Genomic DNA, 19,904 nt, shown 5'->3' with positions numbered 1-19,904 from the left:
TCAGACGGCGTTCCTGTGGCGCTGGTTGAACCGGCCCGCCTTCGCGCGGTTGCCGCACACCTCCATCGAGCACCACCTGCGGCTGCCGTTCTTGCTCACGTCGAGGAACCACAGGACACAGGCCGGGTTCGCGCACTTGCGCAGCCGTTCGGGACGTTCGCGCAGGAGCCGGACGAAGTCGGCGGCCGCCGTCCAGGCCGCCTCCCAGGCCGGATCGCTCACCACGACGCTCTCGCGCGGCCCGTCGGAGTCCACCCGCGGCCTGGTCGAGCCCTCGGCGAGCACCGCGTTGAGCGCGTCGTGCCCCCGGCCTTCGAGCGAGCCGCGCAGCGCGTCCCGCGTCCGGACGAGCCGGTCGCGCACCCGCTCCAGATCGTCCTCGCCCGGCAGGCCGTGGTCGCCGAGCCAGGAACGCACGCCTTCCAGGTCGTCGAACTGGTCGAGCAGGGCGCCGTGCTCCACCCAGACGGTGTCGACCAGGTCGAGCGCCATGGGCTCGTCGCGAAGCGGCCGTATTCTCACTGCCTCTAACCCCCCAAAGCGATTTGACCGGTTACGGATCGCCATGCTACCACTTAACCAGCAAAACGAATTTAGCCGGTTATAGCTGGAGGATGAGATGACTGTTCGGTACCGCACCGCTGTGGTGGACGGCCTCGACGTGTTCTACCGGGAGGCCGGTGACCCGTCGGCGCCCACGCTGGTGCTGCTGCACGGGTTCCCGACCTCGTCGGTGGCCTACCAGGAGCTGATCGCCGACCTGGCGGACGAGTTCCATCTGATCGCGCCGGACTACCCGGGCTTCGGTCACAGCTCGGCCCCCGCGGCCGAGGAGTGGGAGTACAGCTTCGACCACCTGGCCGACGTGGTGGACAGCCTCCTGGACACCCTGGGCGTCACCAAGTACGCCCTCTACGTGCACGACTACGGCGCCCCCGTCGGCTTCCGCCTCGCCGTCCGGCACCCGGAGCGCATCACCGGCATCGTCACCCAGAACGGCAACGCGTACGAGGAGGGCCTGACGCCGTTCTGGGAGCCGCTGCGCAAGGCGTGGGCCGACCCCTCCGAGGAGAACACCTCCGCACTGCTCGGCCTGCTCACCCCCGAGGCCACCCACTGGCAGTACACGCACGGCGTCCCCGACGCCGCCATGGTCAACCCCGACAAGGCGGCCCTCGACCAGGCCCGCCTCGACCGGCCCGGCAACCACGCCGTCCAGCTCGCCCTGTTCGTGGACTACGGCCGCAACCCGGGCCTCTACCCGCAGTGGCAGGAGTACCTGCGCACGCACCAGCCGCCGGTGCTGGCCGTGTGGGGGCGGCACGACGAGATCTTCGGCCCCGACGGCGCCCTCGCCTTCGACCGGGACACCAAGCGCGCCGAGATCCAGCTCATCGACGCGGGCCACTTCGCCCTGGAGACCCGTGGCCGGCAGATCGCCGCGCTGGTCCGCGACTTCCTCCGCCGCCTCTCCGACTGACGGGAGCCTCCGATGCCCCAGCCCCGCCGCCGCGGGAACACCACGGCCCGCCCCGGCCTGTCCGCCGCGGCCGTCCACACGCACCGATCCCTGGGCTCCCGCCGCGCGCCCGCCCCCCACGGGCGCGCGGCGGGCCCGACGGACGGGCCGCCGCCCACCCGGAGGTGGGGGTGGGCCGGGACGTCGGGGGCGCCCGCCCGTCCGTCCGGCAGGGCGGTGGCCCTGGCCACCGCGGCGGCGCTGGCCGGACTGTCGTTACTGGCCCTGCTGGCCGGACTCACCGGCATGGAGCTGTTCGCGCTGCCGTTCGCCGCCACCGCCGGGATCGTGGCCCTGGCGCCCGCCGCGCCGTTCGCCCAGCCGCGCAGCATCCTCCTCGGCCACCTGAGCGCCACCGCGCTCGCCCTGGCGCTCACCGCCCTCACCGGCCCCTCGGTGTGGACGGCGGTCGCCGCGGCGGCGCTCTCCACGGCCCCGATGCTGCTGCTGCGGGCCCCTCACCCGCCGGCCGGGGCCACGGCGGCGCTGATCGGGCTCACCGCCCCCGACCCGGTGTACCTGCTCGACCCGGTCCTGGTCGCGAGCGTCGTGGTGATCGCCGCCGGGGTGGCGCTCGGACGGGCGCTGCCGGGCCACAGATATCCCGCCTACTGGCGGTGAACCGTCACTGCCGGTGGCGCACGGCCTCGGCGATCACCAGGGCGGTCTCGTCGAGCTCGTGCTCGCCGTCCTCGACGTCCCACAGGGCGTTCTGCAGGATCCGGCCGAGGGTCCAGCCGGCCGCCCTGGCGGGGTCGAGGCCCAGCCCGTCCACCATCAGGTCGAACCGCCGCAGCACGCCCCTGATCGGGTCGCCGGTGGCGACGACGGCGTCCCAGCGGTTGTCCAGGGCGGGCCACAGGTCGAACCCGGGGTCGCCGGCCAGCGGCTTGGGGTCGATGGCCAGCCACGGCTCCCGCTCGGCGGCCAGCACGTTGTCGTAGTGCAGGTCCCAGTGCAGCAGCCGGTCGCCCGGCTCGGCGACGAGCTCGGCGACCGCGTCGGCGCACCAGCGCAGCCAGTACCTGTCCTGCTCGCGGGGCAGCGCGGCGGTCGCGCGGTCGACGTCGGCCAGCATCTGCGCGGCGATGTCGCCCAACCGGCGCAGCCCCGGCGGGGCGGGGAAGGCGGTCAACCGGCCCAGCAACCCGGTCAGGATCGTCAGCGCCTCGGTGTCGTCCGGGACGGCCGACAGCGGGCGGCCGGAGTCGAGGCGTTCCAGCAGCAGGGTGCCGGTCTCGGGGTCGTCGTCGAGCAGCAGGACCGAGCCCTTCCCGGCCCACGTGCGCAGGCCGGGCGCCTCGGTGGCGTTCTCGTCGGTGACGGGCTGGAGCTTGAGCGCCGCCCTGGCGCCGTCCTCCCGTACGACGGGCAGCACGAGGGAGACCACGCCGTGCATGGGGCGGCCCTCGTCCAGCCGCAGCCCCCACTCCTCCAGGTAACGCTCGGCCAGCGCGGGCAGGCCGGCCGACCAGGCCCGCCCCCGCTCGCCGTCGATCTTCACATGTGATGCGGTCAACGCCTCGGGAACCATGATTCTCATCGCCCCAGTCTGCCTCCGGCCGGGGCGCCCGCGGCTAGAAGTGCCAGGGGAAGGGCGACCAGTCGGGCGCCCGCTTCTCCAGGAAGGAGTCGCGCCCCTCGGCCGCCTCGTCCGTCATGTACGCCAGCCGCGTCGCCTCGCCCGCGAACACCTGCTGCCCGACGAGCCCGTCGTCGATCATGTTGAAGGCGAACTTCAGCATGCGCTGCGCGGTCGGCGACTTGCCGTTGACCTTGCGCGCCCACTCCAGCGCCGTGGCCTCCAGCTCCGCGTGCGGGACGACGGCGTTGACCATGCCCATGCGGTGGGCGTCGGCCGCGCTGTAGGTGTCGCCCAGGAAGAAGATCTCGCGGGCGAACTTCTGCCCGACCTGCCGCGCCAGGTAGGCCGAGCCGAAGCCGCCGTCGAAGCTGGCCACGTCGGCGTCGGTCTGCTTGAAGCGGGCGTGCTCGGCGCTGGCCAGGGTGAGGTCGGCCACGACGTGGAGGCTGTGCCCGCCGCCCGCGGCCCAGCCGGGCACCACGCAGATCACGATCTTGGGCATGAAGCGGATCAGGCGCTGCACCTCCAGGATGTGCAGGCGCCCGGTGGCGGGGGTGCCGTCGGCGTACTGGTAGCCGTCTTTGCCCCTGATGCGCTGGTCGCCGCCGGAGCAGAAGGCCCACCCGCCGTCCTTGGGCGAGGGGCCGTTGCCCGTGAGCAGCACGCAGCCGACGTCGGTGGCCTGCCTGGCGTGGTCGAGCGCCCGGTAGAGCTCGTCGACCGTCTGGGGCCTGAAGGCGTTGCGCACTTCGGGCCGGTTGAACGCGACCCGCACCGTGCCCTGGTCGAGGGCCCGGTGGTAGGTGATGTCGGTGAAGTCGAAGCCCTCGACGACCTGCCACATCTTCGGATCGAACAGCTCGGAGACCATGGGGGCGAGCCTAACGGATCTGCCCCTCGGCCCACTCGGCCCACTCCTTCTGCACGGCGCCGAGCCGCAGGCCGTACTCCAGGGCGAGCCGGCCGTAGACCGACAGGTTGTCCTGGCCGCTCTCGACGAAGCCCTTGATGGCCTCCATGTGCTCCAGGTGCTTGCCCACCACCTCGGCCTGGCGGCGCAGGTAGGCGCGGGCCTGCTCGGGATCGACCTGGCCGAGGAAGAACACGCGCAGCAGCATGTCGCTGCGCCCGACCCTGACCGGCTCGACCTCGGTGATCCAGCGGCGCAGCTCGGCCCGGCCCTCCTGGGTGATCGCGTACTCCTTGCGGCCGCGCGGGCCCTCGGCCGCGACGCTCACGAGACCGGCGTCGGCCAGCTTGCCGAGCTCGGCGTAGAGCTGGCTCTGCGTGGCCGGCCAGACGTTGGACAATGAGACGTCGAAGGTCTTCAGCAGGTCGTAGCCGCTGGCCGGCCCCTCGGCGAGCAGACCAAGCACGGCGTGTCTCAAGCTCATATTCCTATATTGACATATCTCCACAGGAGGTTCTACATTCGACATGTCTACTTAGGAATGTCAAAGGAGTTGCGCGATGCGCGGTCTGCTCGGTTTCCTCCCCTGGGTCGTCTACGCGGTCATCGCCACGGGTGACGAGTGGCGCTGGGGCGCCATCACCGGCCTCGTGATCGCCCTCGCCCTCGTGGTCATCGACCGGCGGTCCGGCCGGGCCTGGGACGAGATCGTGATCGAGACGAGCGCCGCCGCCTTCTTCGCCCTGCTCACGGTGCTCTCCCTGGCGGCCCCGCACTCGCCGCTCACGCCGTACGGGCCCGCGCTGGTCAACGTCTGGCTGGCCGGCACCGCCTGGGGCTCGCTGGCCATCGGCAAGCCGTTCACGCTGGGCATCGCGCGCACGATGGCGCCGAAGGAGATCTGGGAGACCCAGGCGTTCCGCCGCGTCAACGTGGTGATCACGACGGTGTGGGCGGTGGCGTTCACGCTCGCCGCCGTCGCGCTGACGTTCGTGCTGGCCGCGACCCCCCACGCCACCACGGTCGTCATCGCGATCAAGGTGCTCTCGTTCGTCGTCCCCGCCGTCTTCACCGCCCGTTACCCGAAGGTGGTCAGGCGCCGCGCCGAGGCCGCCGCTAAGTGACCTCCGCCCGCAGCTCGGCCAGGAGCTCCCCCTGGTCGGCCAGCATGTCGGTGAGGATGCGGCGGGCGGCCCCGAGCAGGTCTGCCAGCTCGGGAGTGGCCAGGGTGTAGACCACCGTGCTGCCTTCGCGGATTGCGCTCACGATCCCGGCCCTGCGCAGGACCGCCAGCTGTTGTGAGAGGCTCGACGCCTCGATGTCGATCTGGGCCAGCAGGTCCCTGACGGGCAGTGGACCTTCCTGGAGTAGCTCCAACACTCTGATGCGAGCGGGGTGGCCGAGCGTCCTGAAGAAGTCGGCCTTGGCCTGGTGGACCTCCACGTGCATATTGCAAGACTAATCGAGCGCAGTTGCATAATTCTTCAAGTCGTAACGTTGTTGGATAGCATGACAGCGGGGACTAGGGAGTAGCCATGGGCCGAGGAAGAGCCAAGGCGAAGCAGACGAAGGTCGCTCGCCAGCTGAAGTACGCCAACCACAACATCGACTACGACCGGCTGCGCGAGGAGCTGGGTGCGGACACGCCGCGCGAGGAGATGTACACGTCCACGGCGTCCGAGCAGGAGTCCGAGCGCGCGCAATGACGCGCGCCGGCTTCGCGGGGGCGTCCGCGACGTTCTCGGGCCGCCTGGCCTCCGGCGCCTGACCGGTCGCCGCGAGTTCCAGGCGGTGTTCCCGTGCCCGCCCGGCGGCGTGCCGCAGGGCGCGGGCCGGGCCACGGTGGTCCGGCGGGCTGCTAGCCCGTCACCGCTTCGAGCAGGCGGCGCGCGTCGGCGAGCAGGCGGCCGGTGGCGGCCCGCGACACCGGGTCGGCGTTCTGCTGGAAGCCGTGCGTGAGGCCGGGCTCCCTGCGGCACGTGACCGGCACGCCCGCCTCGGCCAGCCGGCGGGCGTACGCCTCGCCCTCGTCCCTGAGGGCGTCGTGCTCGGCGGTGACCACCAGCGTGGCGGGCATCCCGCTCAGGTCGGGCACGAGCAGCGGGCTCAGCCTGGGGTCGGCGCGCCGCGCCGGATCGGGCGCCCACTGCCGCACGGCCCAGGCGAGGAAGCTCTCGTCGAGGCCGTGACCGGTGCCCTTCTCCCGCACGCTCGGGCAGGAGAGCGTGAGGTCGGTGTTGGGGCAGACCAGGATCTGGGCGGCGGGCGACGGGTCGCCCGCGTCCCGCAGCGCCAGGCAGGCCATCGTGGCCAGGTAACCGCCCGCGCTGTCCCCGGCCACCGCGACCGGACGGGCCTCGCGCAGCACGTCCACGACGTCCTCGACGGCCGCCGGGTACGGGTGCTCGGGCGCCAGCCGGTAGTCCACGGCCAGCACCTCCACGTCGCACTCGCGGGCCAGCAGGCGGCAGATCCGGTCGTGCGTGTCCAGGTCGCAGAGCACCCACGCGCCGCCGTGCACGTACACCACCAGCGGCCGCCGCTCCCGCGCGGGCCGGTAGTGCCGCAGCGGCAGCCCGCGCGGCCCGGCCAGGTCGGTCACCTGCGGCAGCTCGGGCCCCCGCGCACGCAGGTGCGCCCGCTCGGCGCTGCCCCTGCGCAGCTCATGGACGTCGGGATCGTTCATGGACGACGAGTGTAGGGATCACCGGCGGGCAAAGATCTCGCGGCGCAGGCGCAAAGCCGGGCATGCGGGGAAGGCCGATGGGCAGGTGCCGATCGGCCGACAAGGAGATCCAGACATGCGCGTAGGAATCGTGGGCTCGGGCCGGCTCGGCGCGCCGCTCGGCCGGCTGCTCGCGGCGGCCGGTCACGACGTGCTCTTCAGCGACGCCCGGCCGGCCCTGGCCGAGGAGGCCGCGGCCGCCGCCGAGGGGCAGTCGGGCGTCGGCTCGCCGATCGAGGCGGCGCGCTTCGGCGAGGTCGTCGTCATGGCGGTGTGGTGGGAGGCGTTCCCCACCGTGGTCGAGGAGCTGGGCGCGGCGCTGGGCGGCAAGATCGTCATCGACCCCAGCAACCCGATCACCCGGCTCGACGGCGCCGAGGCGGTGGTGGCCGTGCCGGACGGGCTCACCAGCCCGCAGTACCAGCAGCACGTGCTCGGCCGCGAGGTGCGGCTGGTGCGCACGTTCAACACCAAGTACCCCAACGAGCTGCTGGACCTGGGCACGGCCGGGCAGCGGGGCGGCCCGCGGGCCGACATGCCCTACTGGGGCGACGACGAGGCCGCCAAGAAGGCCGTGGTGCCGCTCATCGAGGACGCCGGCTTCACCGCCATCGACGGGGGCGGGCTCGCCGACGCCCTGTGAGCCGGGACGAGCCGGGCTGGGCCCGGCCGGCCCTGCGTGAGCCGGGACGGGCCTGGGGGAGCCGAGGGGGCCGGAATCAGGCCGCGCAGGTGTCGTGGGTGGCGTCGAAGCCCTTGATCGCCTCGGTGTCGTCGGCGCGCAGCGGCTTGAGCCCCTTCCAGTCGTCGCCGATCACCAGCACCAGGTGGTTCGTCCGGGCGCCGGGGACCAGCTTGGGCGTGGCGGCGAGCAGGTCGTTGGTGAGCGTGGGCACCCGCGTCTCGGCGTTGGGGCCGTAGAGCAGCGTGGTCTTCGCCTGGGGCTTCCTGGCCGTGTCGCCGATCTTGCTGATGTGGTAGCCGCGCTGTTCCAGGAAGGCGGCCACCTGCGTGCCGAGGCCGCCGCGGTAGGTGCCGTTGCGCAGCTCGATCTGGATCTTCGACCGCCCCACCTTGGCCTGGCCGCCCTTGACGCCCTGGACGCTCTGGTCCCTGGCGACGATCTGGAACAGCCGCCCGGCCTGCGGCTGCACCCACTCGACCCGGCCCGGCTGGGTCAGCGAATAGTGCCAGGGGGTGGTGATGAACCGGATCTGCCCGGCGTTGAGGCCCTGGAGGCTGGTGGCGAGGTCCTTCATGACGCCCACCGACAGGTCGTCGTCGACGGTCACCGACTTGGTTCCGGCGTCGAGGAAGCCGAACAGCTTGGACGGGTCGGTGAGCGTCTCGCCGCTCATCACCTTCTTGAGCATCGAGGCGATGAACATCTGCTGCCGCTGGATGCGCCCGATGTCGGAGCCGTCGCCGAGGCTGTAGCGGGCGCGGACGTAGCCGAGCGCCTGCTCGCCGTTGAGCGTCTGCCGCCCGGCGGGCAGGTGGAGCAGGGCCTTCTTGTCGTTCACCGGGGAGGGCAGGCAGACCTCGACGCCGCCCACGGCGTTGACCATGCTCTTGAAGCCGGTGAAGTCGACCTTCACGAAGTGGTCGATGTGGATGCGGGTGAGCGACTCGATCGTCTTCCAGGTGCAGGCGATGCCGCCGGAGTTGAACGACTCGTTGATCATGCCCAGGTGCGGCTGCTGGCCGGGCAGGCCGCCCGTGGCCCGGCAGGCGGGGAGCTGGACCAGCGAGTCGCGCGGGAAGCTGATCACCATGGCGTTGTCCCGCTTGGACGACACGTGCGCCAGCATGATCGTGTCGGTGCGCTCGCCCGCGATGCGGCGGCCGTACCTGGCGTTCTTGCCGTCGCGCTGGTCGGAGCCCACGATCAGGACGTTCATCGCCGAGGTGGCGACCTTGGGGGGCCGCGTCTCGCCGAGGTCCTCCTTGGTGACCGTGGAGCGCTTGAGGTTGCCGCTGAGTTTCGCGGTGACGCCGACGGCCACGCCGGCGACCAGGAGGACGACGGCGACCGCGATCGCGATCACCCAGCGTAGCCAGCGCCCGTGGCGCCTCTTGGGGGCGCCGGGGTCGCTGGAGGGCGGAGCATCGACAAGCCCGCTGCTCACGTGACTCCAGAGGGACGGGGGCCGAGGGGCCACCGCCCCGGGCCAAGAGCCTCGCCGTACAAGTCTCGGCCGTTGAACGTGCCCGAGTGTACTCAGTCCGGGACGGGTATGCGGAGGGACCGCGTTCCTTGACGGTCAAGCCTCGGGTCAGCGCTCGCGCGGGGTCACCAGGCCGGACTCGTAGGCGAAGACCACGAGCTGGGCGCGGTCGCGGGCGTGCAGCTTGGTCATCGCCCGGCTGACGTGCGTCTTGGCGGTGGTCGGGCTGATCACCATCTGGGCGGCGATCTCGTCGTTGGACATGCCGCGGGCGACCAGGGCGGTCACCTCGCGTTCGCGGTTGGTGAGCACGTCCAGGCCTTGGGGTTCGGGCTCGGGGCGGCGGGCGACGTACTCGCCGATCAGGCGGCGGGTGATGGCGGGGGAGAGCAGGGCGTCGCCGCGGGCGGCCACCCTGACGCCCTGGAGCAGGTCCGCGGGCTCGGTGTCCTTGACCAGGAAGCCGCTCGCGCCGGCGCGCAGGGCCTGGAAGACGTACTCGTCCAGGCCGTAGTTGGTCAGGATCACCACGTGGACCTCGGTCAGGCGGTCGTCGGCGGCGATCCGCCTGGTGGCCTCGATGCCGTCCATGACGGGCATCTGCACGTCCACGAGCGCCACGTCGGGGCGGTGTTCCAGGGCGAGGGCGACCGCCTGCTCCCCGTTGGCGGCCTCGGCGACGACCTCGATGTCGTCCTCGGCCTCCAGCAGGGCGCGGAAGCCGCCGCGGATGAGGGCCTGGTCGTCCACCAGCAGCACGCGGATCACCGGGCCTCCTGCAGCGGCAGCTCGGCGCGCACGGTGAACCCGCCCTCGGGACGCGGCCCGGTCGCCAGCCGCCCGCCGAGCGCCGTGACGCGCTCGCGCATGCCCAGCAGGCCCACGCCGGGGTCGCAGGGGCCGCCGTTCGCGCGGCCGTCGTCGTCCACCTGCACGATCAGCTCCTCCTTGCCGTAGTCGACGCGTACCGAGGCGGTGGCGGGCCCGGCGTGCTTGGAGACGTTGGTCAGCGCCTCCTGGACGATCCGGTAGGCCGCCCGGTCGACCTCGGCAGGCAGGTCGCGGCGGTCGCCGGTGACCGTCACCGTGGCCGGGACGCCGGTCGAGCGGGCCCGTTCGACCAGGTGGGTGAGCCGGTCGAGGCCGCTGGCCGCGGGGGCGTCGTCGTCCTCGCGCAGCACCTCCAGCGTGGCGCGCAGCTCGCGCATGGCCTCGCCGCTGGCCTCCTGGATGGCCAGCAGCGCCGCCGGCACCTCCTCGCCGCGCTTGCGCGCGAGGTGCACGGCCACGCCCGCCTGCACCTTGATGACGGAGATGGTGTGGGTGAGCGAGTCGTGCAGCTCCCTGGCGATGCGCAGCCGCTCCTCGCCCGCCCGCCGCAGCGCCGCCTCCTCGCGGGTCCGCTCGGCCTCGGCGGCCCGCTGTTCGACCTGCACGAGGTACGCCTGCCGGTGCCGGGTCACGGTCGCGGTCACCCCGGCCGCCAGGAACCAGCCGAGCAGCAGCGTCGTCTTCTGCACGATCTCCTGCGCGGTCTGCCCGTCGGGGGTGGCCAGGTTGACCGCCAGGGTCCCGCCCAGGAACACCGCGCCGGCCGCCGCCGCGAGCGCCCGGTGACCGGCCCTGACCGTGGCGAACACGGTCACCATCACCGGGAAGGCGGCCGGCGGGCCGGGCTGGGCGTGCGCGGAGTAGACCAGCATGCAAAGCGTGGTGACCAGCAGCGCCGGGACCGGCGCCCGCCGCCAGGCGACCAGCGCGAGCGACCCGGCGAGCACGGCGGCGTAGTCCGCGGGCCCCGCGTCCGGCGTGGCCACCACGGTCGCCGTCAGCAGCACGGCCACCACCGCCGCGAGCGCCGCGTCCATGACGGCGGGGTGCCATCGCAAGCTCATGCCAAGCACAGTAGAGCCTGATGTGTCGATAATCGTCCTCACATGGGCGGAATGGGGGACTACTCCCGCCGTCGTACGCCGTCCGCCTCTGCGCCCCGCGCCGTAGCCGCGGAAGTCATCCCGGGCAGGACGACTCCGGCCCGTCCCGCGGCCCACCATGGCGGCCATGAACACGACGCAGACGGCCGCAGGCCAGTTCCGCTACGTCACGCCCGTCCGGCCGCAGGACGCCACGGGCCGGGTGGCCCAGGTCTACGCCCGCCTCGCCGACGACTTCGGCATGGCCCGCATGGCGGTCTTCCTGACCTTGTCGCCCGCTCCCGCCGTGCTGGCCGGGACCTGGGCGCTGCTGCGGGAGTCGCTGCTGGCCGGGCCGGGGTCCAGGACCGGCAGGGAGGTGGTGGCGCTGGGGGTGTCGCTGGCCAACCGGTGCCCGTTCTGCGTGGCCGCGCACACGACGCTGCTGCACGCCACCGGCGACCACAGGCTGGCCGAGACCGTCGCGGCCGGGGGCGTGCCGGCGGATCCCGGGCACGCCACGCTGCTGCGGTGGGCCAAGGACCGGCGGGTGCCCGCGCCCTTCCCCGCGGAGGAGGCGCCCGCGTACGTCGGCACCGCGCTGACCTTCCACTTCGTCAACCGGATCGCCTCGTCCCTGCTCACCGAGAACCTGCTGCCGGGCAACCTGCAGAAGTCGCGCCTGGTGCGCAGCGTCGGCGGCCGGGCCATGTCCCGGACGGTGCGCAGGGAACTCCCGCCCGGCGCGGGCCTGGACGTGCTGGACGGCCTGCCCTCCGCGCCCGAGCCCGCCTGGGCGGCCGGCACGCCGGTCGGCACGGCGTACGCCACGCTCATGGCCGTCGCGGTGACGGGCGGGGAGCTGCTCGGCGAGGCGGCGCGGACGGCCGTCACCGAGGCGGTCGCGGCCTGGGACGGCGAGCACCCGCCGATGGGCGGCGACTGGCTGTCGGGCCCGCTGACCGGCGTGCCCGGCGGGGAACGGGCGGGAGCCAGGCTCGCGCTGCTCGCCGCCCTCGCGCCCTACCGGGTCACCGACGCGGACGTCGCCGCCTGGCGCGGCGCCGCGCCGACGGACGAGGACCTGGTGCGGCTCGTCGCCTTCGGCGCCGCCACGGCGACGCGGCACGCGGAGGGCGTCCTCACCGGGACCCGCGTGGGCGCCGGCGGCAGGTCAGGCCGGTAGGCAGGCGGGCGGGCGGCCCGAGGCGGGCCAGACGTATTCCAGGTCGTCGGGCTCGTCGCCGAAGAGCGGGCGGTAGTGATCGGGGTCCTTGCGCAGGAGGGCGGAGCGGTGGCTGAGGTGGAAGGCGTCGTCGCCGAGCCAGGGCGGCAGCTCGCCGGCCGCCGCCAGCTCGTGCTGGGTGCGGATGACGGGGGTGCCGCAGGCGCGGCCCAGCTCGACGGACATCGTGGCCGCGCAGGTGTCGGCCCGGCCGGTCGAGCACCAGCGTTCGCACACGTCGAGCCCGTAGCGGACCAGGGCCTCCTCGTAGCCGGCCCACATCTTGACGGCGGGGTGGTGGCGCCAGCCGTAGCCGGGGACGGTCAGGGCGCGCAGCACCTGCAGAGCTTCCACCCGCTGCTTGCCCAGCCGCAGCGCGTCCAGGACTCCGGCACTGGCCGCGAAATCCGGATACGGAAGAAATGTCTGCATCTATGCCCCCGCTGACCTGGTCTTTCCCGCCTGCCGCCCCGCGAGATCGTATATGGACCGCACGGCTCGCGGCGCGCACAATCGGCCCATGGGCTATGTCGGCGCGCGGACGCCTCGCAGGGAAGACGCCAGACTGCTGACCGGAAAGGGGAGATACGTCGGCAACGTACGCCTGCCCGGCATGGCGTACGCGGTGGTGGTGCGCAGCCCCGTCGCGCACGGACGGCTCCTCGGCTGCGACGCCAAGGCCGCCTGGACGGTCGAGGGGGTGCTCGACGTCATCACCCCCGCCGACGCCGCGGAGCTGCTGCTGCCCTGCGTCACCCTCGCCCCCGGCCAGCGGCTGACCTCCTACCGGGTGCTCGACGACACGATCAGGTACGCCGGCCAGCCGATCGCCGTCGTCGTGGCCGGCACCCCCGCCGCCGCCCGCGACGCCGCGGACCTGCTGGACCTGGAGCTCGACCAGTCGCCCGCGACCGTCGGCGCGGAACGCGCACTCGACGAGGACGCGCCGCTGCTCTACCCCGAGTGGGGCACGAACCTGGTCACCGACTTCCTGCTCGGCGACGCCGACTGCGCGGAGTTCGTCGAGTCCGCCGAGCACGTCGTCGAGATGACGTTCAGGATGGGCCGGATCTCGCCGCATCCCGTCGAGCCGCGCGGCGTGGTGGCCGCCTACGCCGACGACGAGCTGACCGTGCACCTCTCCTCCCAGGCCCCGCACCACGTGCGCGAGCACCTGGCCGACGCGTTCGGGCTCACCCACGACCGGGTACGCGTGATCAGCCGGGACGTCGGCGGCGGGTTCGGCGGCAAGGAGCACGTCTACCCCGACGAGGCGCTCGTCTGCCTGGCCGCGATGCGGACGGGCCGCCCGGTGAGCTGGACCGAGTCGCCCGGCGACCGGCTGACGGCGACCCTGCCCGCGCGGGCCGCCGTCCACCGGGCCAGGCTGGCGCTCGACGACCAGGGCCGGTTCGTCGCCCTGGACGCCGACATCCTCGGCGACCTCGGCGCCCATCCCTCGAACGTGGGCATCTCGCCCTTCGCGGTCTCGGCCACCCTGCTGCCGGGGCCGTACCGGTTCGAGCGGGTCGGCGTACGGGTGCGCGGAGTGGTCACCAACACCACCCCGACCGGCTCCTACCGCGGCTTCGGGCAGCCCGAGTGCACCTGGACCAGGGAGCGCCTGATCGACGAGGCGGCCCGGCGGCTCGGCCTGGACCCGGTCGAGCTGCGGCTGCGCAACATGCTGACGCCGGACGAGCTGCCGTGCACGAGCCGGGTCTACCAGCAGTACGACTCCGGCGACTACCCCCGGGCCCTGCGCACCCTGCGCGACCTGGTCACCCCGGTCACCGGCGTGGACGACGGCCGCCTTCGCGGCGTGGGCTACTCCTGCCACGTCGAGACCACCGGCCTGGGCCCGTCGATGGAGATGAAGGCGTCGGGCATCCAGGCGGGCGGCTACGAGACGGCGGTGCTGCGCATGGAGCCGGACGCGTCGGTGGTGGTGTCGTCCGGGGTGGTCTCGATCGGGCAGGGCATCGAGACCGCGCTGGCCCAGGTCGCGGCCGACCGGATGGGGGTGCCGATCGAGCGGGTGCGGGTGGTGCTGGGGGACACGGCGGCGACGCCGTACTCGTCGATCGGGTCGATCGCCAGCCGGTCGCTGGCGGTCGGCGGCGGGGCGCTCGTCCAGGCCGCCGCCCGGCTGCGGGACAAGCTGCTGGCCATCGCCGCCCACCGGCTGGAGGCGGCGCCCGGCGACCTGGAGATCGCCGAGGAGTGCGTGCGCGTCAAGGGCGACCCGCGGGCGTCGGTGTCGCTGCGGGAGCTGGCCACGTCCGCCTGGCGGGCCTGGGACCTGCCCGAAGGCGTCACGCCGGGGCTGGAGGAGCGGGTCAGCTACGACCCGGCCGCCTACACCTTCGCCTACGGCGCGCACGCCGCCGCCGTCGCGGTGGACCCCGAGACCGGCGCGGTCGAGGTGGAGCGCTACTGGGTGGTCAACGACGCCGGGACGCTGGTCAACCCGTCCGTGGTCGAGGGCCAGATCCGCGGCGGGGTCGCGCAGAGCATCGGCATGGCGCTGACCGAGGAGATCGTCCACACCGAGGACGGGCAGCCGCTCGCCGAGTACCTGCTGCCGACCACCCGCGAGGTGCCCGACATCGAGGTCGTGCTGCTGGAGACTCCCTCGCCGCTCACCCCGGGCGGCATGAAGGGGGCGGGCGAGGCGGGCACGATCGGCCCGCCCGCCGCCATCGGCAACGCGGTCGCCGCCGCCATGCCCGAGCTGGCCGGACGCGTCACCGACGTGCCCCTCACCCCTCAGGTCGTGTGGAGGTGTCGGCACCTCTGACCTGGGCACGAGGAGCCTGAAGGTTCGGATCGGGGGACGAATCATGGAATATCGTGCACTCTTGGCGTCCATCGGCCGCATGACGGGCCTGGGCGCCGGCCCGGCCAGAGCGGCGGCGGAGGCCACGCTGACCACGCTCGCCCGCACACTCGACGACGACGACCGGCGCGAGCTCATCGACGCCCTGCCGCCCGAGCTGACCAACGACTTCCCCATGGACCATCCGCGCAACGACGGCACCGAGGAGGGCTTCGTCCGGCAGGCGGCGCTGCTCGGCCGTCGTCCGCCCGAGCAGGCCAGGATCAGGGCCCAGGCCGTGCTGGCCGCCGTCGCCGAGCAGGACCCCGAGCTGATCGCCCGGTTGCACATCCCCGAGCAGGTACGCCCACTGTTCGACCCGCCGGACAGCGGCGGCGGCATCACCGGCCCCAAGGGGCACGCCGCCCCGCTCACCGCCGACGAGATCGCCGCGGCCCTCGCCACCCTGCCGCTGTGGACCGGCGACCGCTCGGCGCTGCGCCGCGAGATCTCCCTGCCGCGGGAGAACCTGCGTGCCGTCCGCCGCGCGCTCGACCGGCTCAAGGCCACCTACGGCCGGCAGCCCCAGCTCCACGACACCGCCGACGGCCTGGCCATCGTGGTCAGGACCGTCTCCGTGGGCGCGGTGACGGCCCTCGACGTGCAACTGGCCAGGCGGGTCGACGACCTCATCGAGGAGGTGGGCGCCGGCATCGGCCGCCCGTAGCCGCGGGCCCGGCCGGTCTCGGGGCGCGGGCCTGGCTAGCCGCGCGGCCGGTCGGGCGTCGTCTCGCCGGTCAGGTCCTCCAGGTGCTTGCCCGACTGCGACAGGGCCTGTTCCAGCGCCGCCTGCCCGGCGGTCTTGTGCTCCGCCGGGATCCTCCCCGCCACGCCCGGACGCCCGGCCGGGCGCTCACCCGGACGTTCACGCGGACGTTCACCCGGGCGCTCGGCCGGACGCCTGGCCGCGTCGAGGAGCGGCGTGGTGTCGGTCTCGGGGGTGTTCTCGTCAGGACTGCTCATGGCCCTGTCCGTACCCGCTGACCTGGGAAGACATGTCGGAGCGCGAAGAAAGTCAGGATTTCTCGAAAACGTTCGACCCGAACGGCCCTCGCGTGCGTACAGGTTTGGACAGCCGCATGTCCGACAACTCGGAGGCAGGTCTCGTGTTGACTGAAACGAGCATTCGTCGCCGCCCTTCCCAGGATGGAGAGGCCATGTCCAGGCTGCGGTCGGCCCGGCGGATCCGGATGCAGTACGTATGGCCGTTGCGCCCGGACGCCCGGACCGTCGGCCACGCCCGGTCGATCGTCCGTGAGGAGCTGTCCGGGCTCGACCTGCACGACGACGTCGTGGACGACGCCGTCCTCATGGTGAGCGAGCTGGTCACCAACGCGTTCATGTACGGCGAGGGCCCCTACGAGCTGCTCCTGCACGTGGACGCCAAGGAGGTCATGTGCGTCGTCGTGGACGCCGGCCCGCCCCTGCCCGCCCCCTCGGTCCCCGACCCGTCCGCCGAGCACGGACGGGGGCTGCGCATCGTCGCCCGGCTCTCCGACGGCTTCTACGGCTGCCATCCCCAGCGTTACCTGACCCACCCCGACCTGGTCGGCAAGGCCACCTGGTTCGCGCTGCCACGCCGCGGCGGGCCCGGCAACGTCGTGCCGATCAGGGCGGGCACGTAGAGGGTTTCCAGTCTCCTGCAAGTCGGCCCGACCATACTGTGATCGATTTGGACGAAGCCGATGAGTGGGACAACGTGGAATTCCGAGTTCTGGGGCCGCTGGAGGTCCGCGACGCCGACGGGGGCGCGGTCGGTCTCGGCGGCCCCCGTCCGCGAGCCGTGCTGGCCCGGCTGCTGGTCGCGCAGGGGGCCGTGGTCCCCGCCGAGACGCTGATCGACGACCTGTACGGCGACGCCGCCCCGCCCAGCGCCCTGCCCACCCTGCACTCCTACGTCTCCAACCTGCGCCGCGCGATCGAGCCGGACCGGGGGCCGCGCGCCCGGCCCAGGACGCTGATCGCCCGCCCGCCCGGCTACCTGCTGGCCGCCGCCGACGTGGACGCGCTCCGCTTCGCCGAGCTGGTGAACCGGGCCGAGTTCCGGTCGGCAGAGGAGGCGCTGGCCTGCCTGGAGGAGGCGCTCGGGCTGTGGCGCGGCTCGCCGTACGAGGAGTTCCAGGACGAGCCGTGGGCGATCGTCGAGGTGAGCCGCCTGCGCGAGCTGCGCCTGGTCGCGGTCGAGCGGCGGGCCCGCGCGCTGCTCGACCTGGGCCGTCCGCAGGCGCTGATCACCGAGTTGGAGGCCGAGACCGTCGCCAACCCGCTGCGCGAGCGCCTGTGGTGCCTGCTCGCGCTGTCCCTGTACCGCACCGGCCGCCAGGCCGAGGCGCTGGCCGTGCTGCGCACGGCGGCCAGGCGGCTGTCCGAGGAGCTCGGCCTCGATCCTGGGCCCGAGCTGCGGTCGCTGGAGTCGGACATCCTGCGCCAGGCCGGCTCGCTCGCGCCGGTGGACGACACTCCGGCGCTGGTGGCCGCGCCAGGCCCCCTGGACGTCCCGCACGGGCGGGAGGCCGAGCTGGCCGAGCTGGTGGCGGTGGCCGAGCGGGCCGCGCCCGCCGGGCTCGCGGTCGCCGAGGTCAGCGGTGAGCCGGGGATCGGGAAGACGCGGCTGCTGGAGGCGTTCGGCGAGCACTGCGCGCGGCTCGGCCGGCTCGTGCTCCACGGACGCTGCCACGACGCCGAGGGCACGCCCGCGCTGTGGCCGTGGACGCAGGTCTTCCAGGCGCTGGAGCCGCACTGCCCGCCGCCGGACCGCGAGCCCCTGTCCGGCCTCCTCGACGCCCGCCCCGAAGCGCCCCCGGACGCCGGGGACCCGGCCGAGGCGTTGTTGTCGCGCCGGAACCAGGCCGCCGCCCGGTGGCTGGTCACGGCCTCGCGCGCCCAGCCGCTCGTCATCGTCCTGGACGATCTCCAATGGGCCGACCCGGCCTCGCTCGACCTGCTCAGGCATCTGGTCATGCTGCTGCGCGGCGGCGCGGTCACGCTGGTCGCGGCCTTCCGCACCGGGACCGGCGACGTGCTCGGGCGGCTGGTCCGCTACGACCTGTCGCGGGTGCGCCTGACCGGCGTCGGCCCCGAGGCGGTCCGGGCCATCGCGGCCGACCTCGGCGTCGAGCTGGACGACGAGTCGTGCGCCAGGATGGCCGACCGCACCGGCGGCAACCCGTTCTTCCTGCGCGAGAGCATCAGGCTGCTGGCCCAGAACCCGGATGTGGACGAGGTGCCCGAGGCGGTGACCGAGCTGGTCCGCCTGCGGCTGGACGCGCTCGCCGGGGTCACGGACGTGCTGGCGGTCGCGGCGCTGGCCGGCCGGGAGTTCGACCCGGCCGTGGTGGCCCGGGTCGCGGGGGAGGAGGCGTACGGGCCGCTCGACCGGGCCGTGCGCGGCGGCCTGCTGGCGGCGCGGGCCGGCGGGCGGCTGGCGTTCGTGCACGACCTGGTGCGCGAGGCGCTCGTCAGGGACCTGCCGCCGCTGCGCAGGGCGGCGTTGCACCGGGACCTGGCCGCCGCGCTGTCCGCCCGTCCGGCGACCGACGTCGAGGTGATCGCCCACCACGCCGTGCAGGCCGGTCCGGTGGCGTACGGGGAGGCGGTGCGGTGGGCGCGGGCCGCGGCCGAGCAGGCCGAGCTGCGCCTGGGCTACGCCGAGTCCGCGTCCTGGCTGGGGCACGCGGTGGCCGCGCACGACGCCTGCGGCGGCGACCCGGCCGAGCACGTGGAGCTGCTGCTGCGGCAGGTGCGCGCGCTGCTCGCGGCGGGCGAGCCGGCCGCCGCCCGCCGGGTCAGGGACCAGGCCGTGCGGGCGGCCGACCGCGTCACGGACGGGGGAGCGGCGCTCCGGGTCCGGGCGCTGACCTCGTTCGACACGCCGACGATCTGGACGCTGCGGGACCCGTACGGCACGGCCGACCCGCTGCTCGTCCGCCGCTTCGAGAACGCGCTGCGCGAGCTGCCGGAACCGGACGGACCCGAGCGCGCGATGCTGCTGGCCGGGCTGGCCCAGGAGCTCTACGACGCCTCCGGCGACCCGCGGGCCGAGGGGCTGTCCGCGCAGGCCGTGGCCATGGCCCGGCGGCTGGGCGACCGGCGGCTGCTGATGCGCGCGCTCAACGCCAGGCACCTGTCGCTGCCGCGTCCGCCGCACGTGCACGAGCTGGCGGACCTCGCCGCCGAGCTGCACGAGCTGGCGGACGGCGAGCCGGCCTACCAGCTGCTGGCGAACATGATGGACACCCACAACCGGCTGGAGCTGTTCGACGTCACCGGCGCCGACCTGGCCGCGGCCCGCTGCGACGACCTGCTCGACCGGCTCCCGCTGCCCTGGCCGCGCTTCCAGCACACGCTGTGGCGGGCGGGCCGGCTGGTGCTCGGCGGCCACTTCGACCAGGCGGACGACCTGTACGCCGACGCCGCCGACCAGGCGTCCTGCCTCGGCATCTGGCACGCCACCCGCGCGGTGACCGCCGGCCGCCTGGCCCTGGACTACCACCGGGGCACGATGGCCGCCGCGGGCCCGCTCATCGACGTCCTGCGCGGCGCGAACCACGCCCTGGACCAGGCCGCCCGCACCCTCCACCGGCACGCCCAGGGCCGCCTGGACGAGGCCCGCAAGCTGGACGGCCAACCGCTGCTCGACCGGTCGCGCCCGTCCACCCTGTGCCTGCGGGCCGCCGCCGCGGCGGCGCTCGGCCGGGTGCACGAGTGCCGCCTGCTCTACGAGGCGCTGCTGCCCTTCGGCGGCCGGATCACCGTCCTGTCGGCCTGCGCCTGGGTGGGGCCGGTGGACTGGCACCTCGCGCTGCTGGCCGAGGCGACCGGCCGGCACGAGAGCGCGGTCCGGCACCTGACCGAGCTCGAACGGCTGGCCGCCCGCAACGGCCTGACCTGGTGGCGCGACCGGGCGGCCGAGGCCCGCCGGGGGCCCGGCCGCAAGCACCTGCAACTGGCCACCAGCGGATGACAAGGGCCCCCTGATCGA

21 protein-coding genes are annotated in these 19,904 nt (G+C 73.8%); 10 read left to right on the top strand and 11 right to left on the bottom strand.

All coding sequences use genetic code 11. The annotated features are described in order from the left end of the window. The gene (locus tag ACIBQ6_RS15310; RefSeq protein ID WP_397212475.1) at positions 1-522 is read right to left on the bottom strand and encodes a CGNR zinc finger domain-containing protein; all 522 of its coding nucleotides are present in this window, start codon (positions 520-522) and stop codon (positions 1-3) included. Between the two features lie 97 nt (positions 523-619). On the opposite strand from ACIBQ6_RS15310, the gene ACIBQ6_RS15305 reads away from it, so the two are divergent. Further along, positions 620-1,480 (top strand): alpha/beta fold hydrolase, encoded by an 861-nt coding sequence (locus ACIBQ6_RS15305; protein WP_397212473.1) that lies wholly within the window; start codon positions 620-622, stop codon positions 1,478-1,480. 12 nt (positions 1,481-1,492) lie between these two features. Continuing rightward, the gene (locus ACIBQ6_RS15300; protein ID WP_397212471.1) at positions 1,493-2,140 is read left to right on the top strand and encodes an HPP family protein; all 648 of its coding nucleotides are present in this window, start codon (positions 1,493-1,495) and stop codon (positions 2,138-2,140) included. Between the two features lie 4 nt (positions 2,141-2,144). Here ACIBQ6_RS15300 and ACIBQ6_RS15295 read toward each other — a convergent pair whose 3' ends face one another. The 3 genes from ACIBQ6_RS15295 to ACIBQ6_RS15285 are packed head-to-tail and all read right to left on the bottom strand — an operon-like array spanning position 2,145 to position 4,498. Then, entirely contained in the window at positions 2,145-3,062 is a 918-nt protein-coding gene (locus ACIBQ6_RS15295; protein WP_397212469.1) for an aminoglycoside phosphotransferase family protein, read from the bottom strand. Positions 3,063-3,096: 34 nt separating this feature from the next. Further along, complete coding sequence (locus tag ACIBQ6_RS15290) at positions 3,097-3,975, bottom strand: 1,4-dihydroxy-2-naphthoyl-CoA synthase (protein ID WP_352366206.1); 879 nt, start codon at positions 3,973-3,975, stop codon at positions 3,097-3,099. A 10-nt stretch (positions 3,976-3,985) separates the two neighbouring features. Then, a complete protein-coding gene (locus ACIBQ6_RS15285) occupies positions 3,986-4,498 on the bottom strand; it encodes a PadR family transcriptional regulator (protein WP_357702057.1) in 513 nt (170 codons plus the stop codon). Between the two features lie 76 nt (positions 4,499-4,574). On the opposite strand from ACIBQ6_RS15285, the gene ACIBQ6_RS15280 reads away from it, so the two are divergent. Next, positions 4,575-5,138 carry a hypothetical protein gene (locus ACIBQ6_RS15280; RefSeq protein ID WP_358291420.1) on the top strand — a complete coding sequence of 188 codons (564 nt, stop codon included), beginning with the start codon at positions 4,575-4,577 and terminating at the stop codon, positions 5,136-5,138. Here ACIBQ6_RS15280 and ACIBQ6_RS15275 read toward each other — a convergent pair. After that, on the bottom strand, positions 5,131-5,463 hold the full coding sequence (locus ACIBQ6_RS15275; RefSeq protein ID WP_090938046.1) for a helix-turn-helix transcriptional regulator: 333 nt from the start codon (positions 5,461-5,463) through the stop codon (positions 5,131-5,133). The two genes, ACIBQ6_RS15280 and ACIBQ6_RS15275, sit on opposite strands and share 8 nt — an antisense overlap. A gap of 86 nt (positions 5,464-5,549) precedes the next feature. On the opposite strand from ACIBQ6_RS15275, the gene ACIBQ6_RS15270 reads away from it, so the two are divergent. Then, a complete protein-coding gene (locus ACIBQ6_RS15270; protein WP_358291422.1) occupies positions 5,550-5,720 on the top strand; it encodes a DUF3073 domain-containing protein in 171 nt (56 codons plus the stop codon). A gap of 152 nt (positions 5,721-5,872) precedes the next feature. Here the strand turns inward: ACIBQ6_RS15270 and ACIBQ6_RS15265 are convergent, their stop codons facing one another. Next, entirely contained in the window at positions 5,873-6,700 is an 828-nt protein-coding gene (locus ACIBQ6_RS15265; protein ID WP_358291424.1) for an alpha/beta hydrolase, read from the bottom strand. A gap of 115 nt (positions 6,701-6,815) precedes the next feature. Here ACIBQ6_RS15265 and ACIBQ6_RS15260 point away from each other — a divergent pair, with 115 nt between their 5' ends. Then, complete coding sequence (locus ACIBQ6_RS15260; protein ID WP_358291426.1) at positions 6,816-7,382, top strand: NAD(P)-binding domain-containing protein; 567 nt, start codon at positions 6,816-6,818, stop codon at positions 7,380-7,382. A gap of 76 nt (positions 7,383-7,458) precedes the next feature. Here the strand turns inward: ACIBQ6_RS15260 and ACIBQ6_RS15255 are convergent, their stop codons facing one another. From ACIBQ6_RS15255 to ACIBQ6_RS15245, 3 genes are all read right to left on the bottom strand, one after another. Next, positions 7,459-8,868, bottom strand: coding sequence for an LCP family protein (locus tag ACIBQ6_RS15255; RefSeq protein WP_358291428.1), 1,410 nt, complete (start codon positions 8,866-8,868; stop codon positions 7,459-7,461). Between the two features lie 147 nt (positions 8,869-9,015). Beyond that, entirely contained in the window at positions 9,016-9,675 is a 660-nt protein-coding gene (locus ACIBQ6_RS15250) for a response regulator (protein WP_397212466.1), read from the bottom strand. Then, on the bottom strand, positions 9,672-10,802 hold the full coding sequence (locus tag ACIBQ6_RS15245) for a sensor histidine kinase (protein ID WP_358291432.1): 1,131 nt from the start codon (positions 10,800-10,802) through the stop codon (positions 9,672-9,674). Before ACIBQ6_RS15245 ends, ACIBQ6_RS15250 begins: the two co-directional genes overlap by 4 nt. Before the next feature lie 166 nt (positions 10,803-10,968). Here ACIBQ6_RS15245 and ACIBQ6_RS15240 point away from each other — a divergent pair, with 166 nt between their 5' ends. Next, positions 10,969-12,006 (top strand): carboxymuconolactone decarboxylase family protein, encoded by a 1,038-nt coding sequence (locus tag ACIBQ6_RS15240; protein WP_397212464.1) that lies wholly within the window; start codon positions 10,969-10,971, stop codon positions 12,004-12,006. Here the strand turns inward: ACIBQ6_RS15240 and ACIBQ6_RS15235 are convergent. Then, complete coding sequence (locus ACIBQ6_RS15235) at positions 11,995-12,477, bottom strand: MSMEG_6728 family protein (protein WP_358291436.1); 483 nt, start codon at positions 12,475-12,477, stop codon at positions 11,995-11,997. The two genes, ACIBQ6_RS15240 and ACIBQ6_RS15235, sit on opposite strands and share 12 nt — an antisense overlap. Before the next feature lie 88 nt (positions 12,478-12,565). On the opposite strand from ACIBQ6_RS15235, the gene ACIBQ6_RS15230 reads away from it, so the two are divergent. Together ACIBQ6_RS15230 and ACIBQ6_RS15225 are read left to right on the top strand one after the other, a co-directional pair. Beyond that, entirely contained in the window at positions 12,566-14,845 is a 2,280-nt protein-coding gene (locus ACIBQ6_RS15230) for a xanthine dehydrogenase family protein molybdopterin-binding subunit (protein ID WP_397212462.1), read from the top strand. Positions 14,846-14,906: 61 nt separating this feature from the next. Further along, on the top strand, positions 14,907-15,590 hold the full coding sequence (locus ACIBQ6_RS15225; RefSeq protein WP_358291440.1) for a DUF2267 domain-containing protein: 684 nt from the start codon (positions 14,907-14,909) through the stop codon (positions 15,588-15,590). Positions 15,591-15,625: 35 nt separating this feature from the next. Here the strand turns inward: ACIBQ6_RS15225 and ACIBQ6_RS15220 are convergent, their stop codons facing one another. Then, positions 15,626-15,886: a hypothetical protein gene (locus tag ACIBQ6_RS15220; RefSeq protein WP_397212460.1), complete on the bottom strand. Its 261-nt coding sequence runs from the start codon at positions 15,884-15,886 to the stop codon at positions 15,626-15,628. Positions 15,887-16,080: 194 nt separating this feature from the next. Between ACIBQ6_RS15220 and ACIBQ6_RS15215 the strand changes: the two genes are divergently transcribed. Together ACIBQ6_RS15215 and ACIBQ6_RS15210 are read left to right on the top strand one after the other, a co-directional pair. Next, the gene (locus ACIBQ6_RS15215; protein WP_397212458.1) at positions 16,081-16,548 is read left to right on the top strand and encodes an ATP-binding protein; all 468 of its coding nucleotides are present in this window, start codon (positions 16,081-16,083) and stop codon (positions 16,546-16,548) included. Between the two features lie 47 nt (positions 16,549-16,595). Next, a complete protein-coding gene (locus ACIBQ6_RS15210; RefSeq protein WP_397212456.1) occupies positions 16,596-19,886 on the top strand; it encodes a BTAD domain-containing putative transcriptional regulator in 3,291 nt (1,096 codons plus the stop codon). Positions 19,887-19,904: the final 18 nt, after the last annotated feature.

The organism is Nonomuraea sp. NPDC049655, from assembly GCF_044465465.1.
GTDB lineage: Bacteria > Actinomycetota > Actinomycetes > Streptosporangiales > Streptosporangiaceae > Nonomuraea.
This window is presented reverse-complemented; position numbering and strand designations above follow the sequence as displayed.

Bases quoted from the DNA above. Each gene is read 5' to 3' on its own strand.
- ACIBQ6_RS15245 (WP_358291432.1), bottom strand. From the start codon at position 10,802: ATGAGCTTGCGATGGCACCCCGCCGTCATGGACGCGGCGCTCGCGGCG.
- ACIBQ6_RS15300 (WP_397212471.1), top strand. From the start codon at position 1,493: ATGCCCCAGCCCCGCCGCCGCGGGAACACCACGGCCCGCCCCGGCCTG.
- ACIBQ6_RS15290 (WP_352366206.1), bottom strand. From the start codon at position 3,975: ATGGTCTCCGAGCTGTTCGATCCGAAGATGTGGCAGGTCGTCGAGGGC.
- ACIBQ6_RS15240 (WP_397212464.1), top strand. From the start codon at position 10,969: ATGAACACGACGCAGACGGCCGCAGGCCAGTTCCGCTACGTCACGCCC.
- ACIBQ6_RS15215 (WP_397212458.1), top strand. From the start codon at position 16,081: ATGTCCAGGCTGCGGTCGGCCCGGCGGATCCGGATGCAGTACGTATGG.
- ACIBQ6_RS15285 (WP_357702057.1), bottom strand. From the start codon at position 4,498: ATGAGCTTGAGACACGCCGTGCTTGGTCTGCTCGCCGAGGGGCCGGCC.
- ACIBQ6_RS15275 (WP_090938046.1), bottom strand. From the start codon at position 5,463: ATGCACGTGGAGGTCCACCAGGCCAAGGCCGACTTCTTCAGGACGCTC.
- ACIBQ6_RS15270 (WP_358291422.1), top strand. From the start codon at position 5,550: ATGGGCCGAGGAAGAGCCAAGGCGAAGCAGACGAAGGTCGCTCGCCAG.
- ACIBQ6_RS15260 (WP_358291426.1), top strand. From the start codon at position 6,816: ATGCGCGTAGGAATCGTGGGCTCGGGCCGGCTCGGCGCGCCGCTCGGC.
- ACIBQ6_RS15280 (WP_358291420.1), top strand. From the start codon at position 4,575: ATGCGCGGTCTGCTCGGTTTCCTCCCCTGGGTCGTCTACGCGGTCATC.
- ACIBQ6_RS15305 (WP_397212473.1), top strand. From the start codon at position 620: ATGACTGTTCGGTACCGCACCGCTGTGGTGGACGGCCTCGACGTGTTC.
- ACIBQ6_RS15265 (WP_358291424.1), bottom strand. From the start codon at position 6,700: ATGAACGATCCCGACGTCCATGAGCTGCGCAGGGGCAGCGCCGAGCGG.
- ACIBQ6_RS15235 (WP_358291436.1), bottom strand. From the start codon at position 12,477: ATGCAGACATTTCTTCCGTATCCGGATTTCGCGGCCAGTGCCGGAGTC.
- ACIBQ6_RS15220 (WP_397212460.1), bottom strand. From the start codon at position 15,886: ATGAGCAGTCCTGACGAGAACACCCCCGAGACCGACACCACGCCGCTC.
- ACIBQ6_RS15230 (WP_397212462.1), top strand. From the start codon at position 12,566: ATGGGCTATGTCGGCGCGCGGACGCCTCGCAGGGAAGACGCCAGACTG.
- ACIBQ6_RS15295 (WP_397212469.1), bottom strand. From the start codon at position 3,062: ATGAGAATCATGGTTCCCGAGGCGTTGACCGCATCACATGTGAAGATC.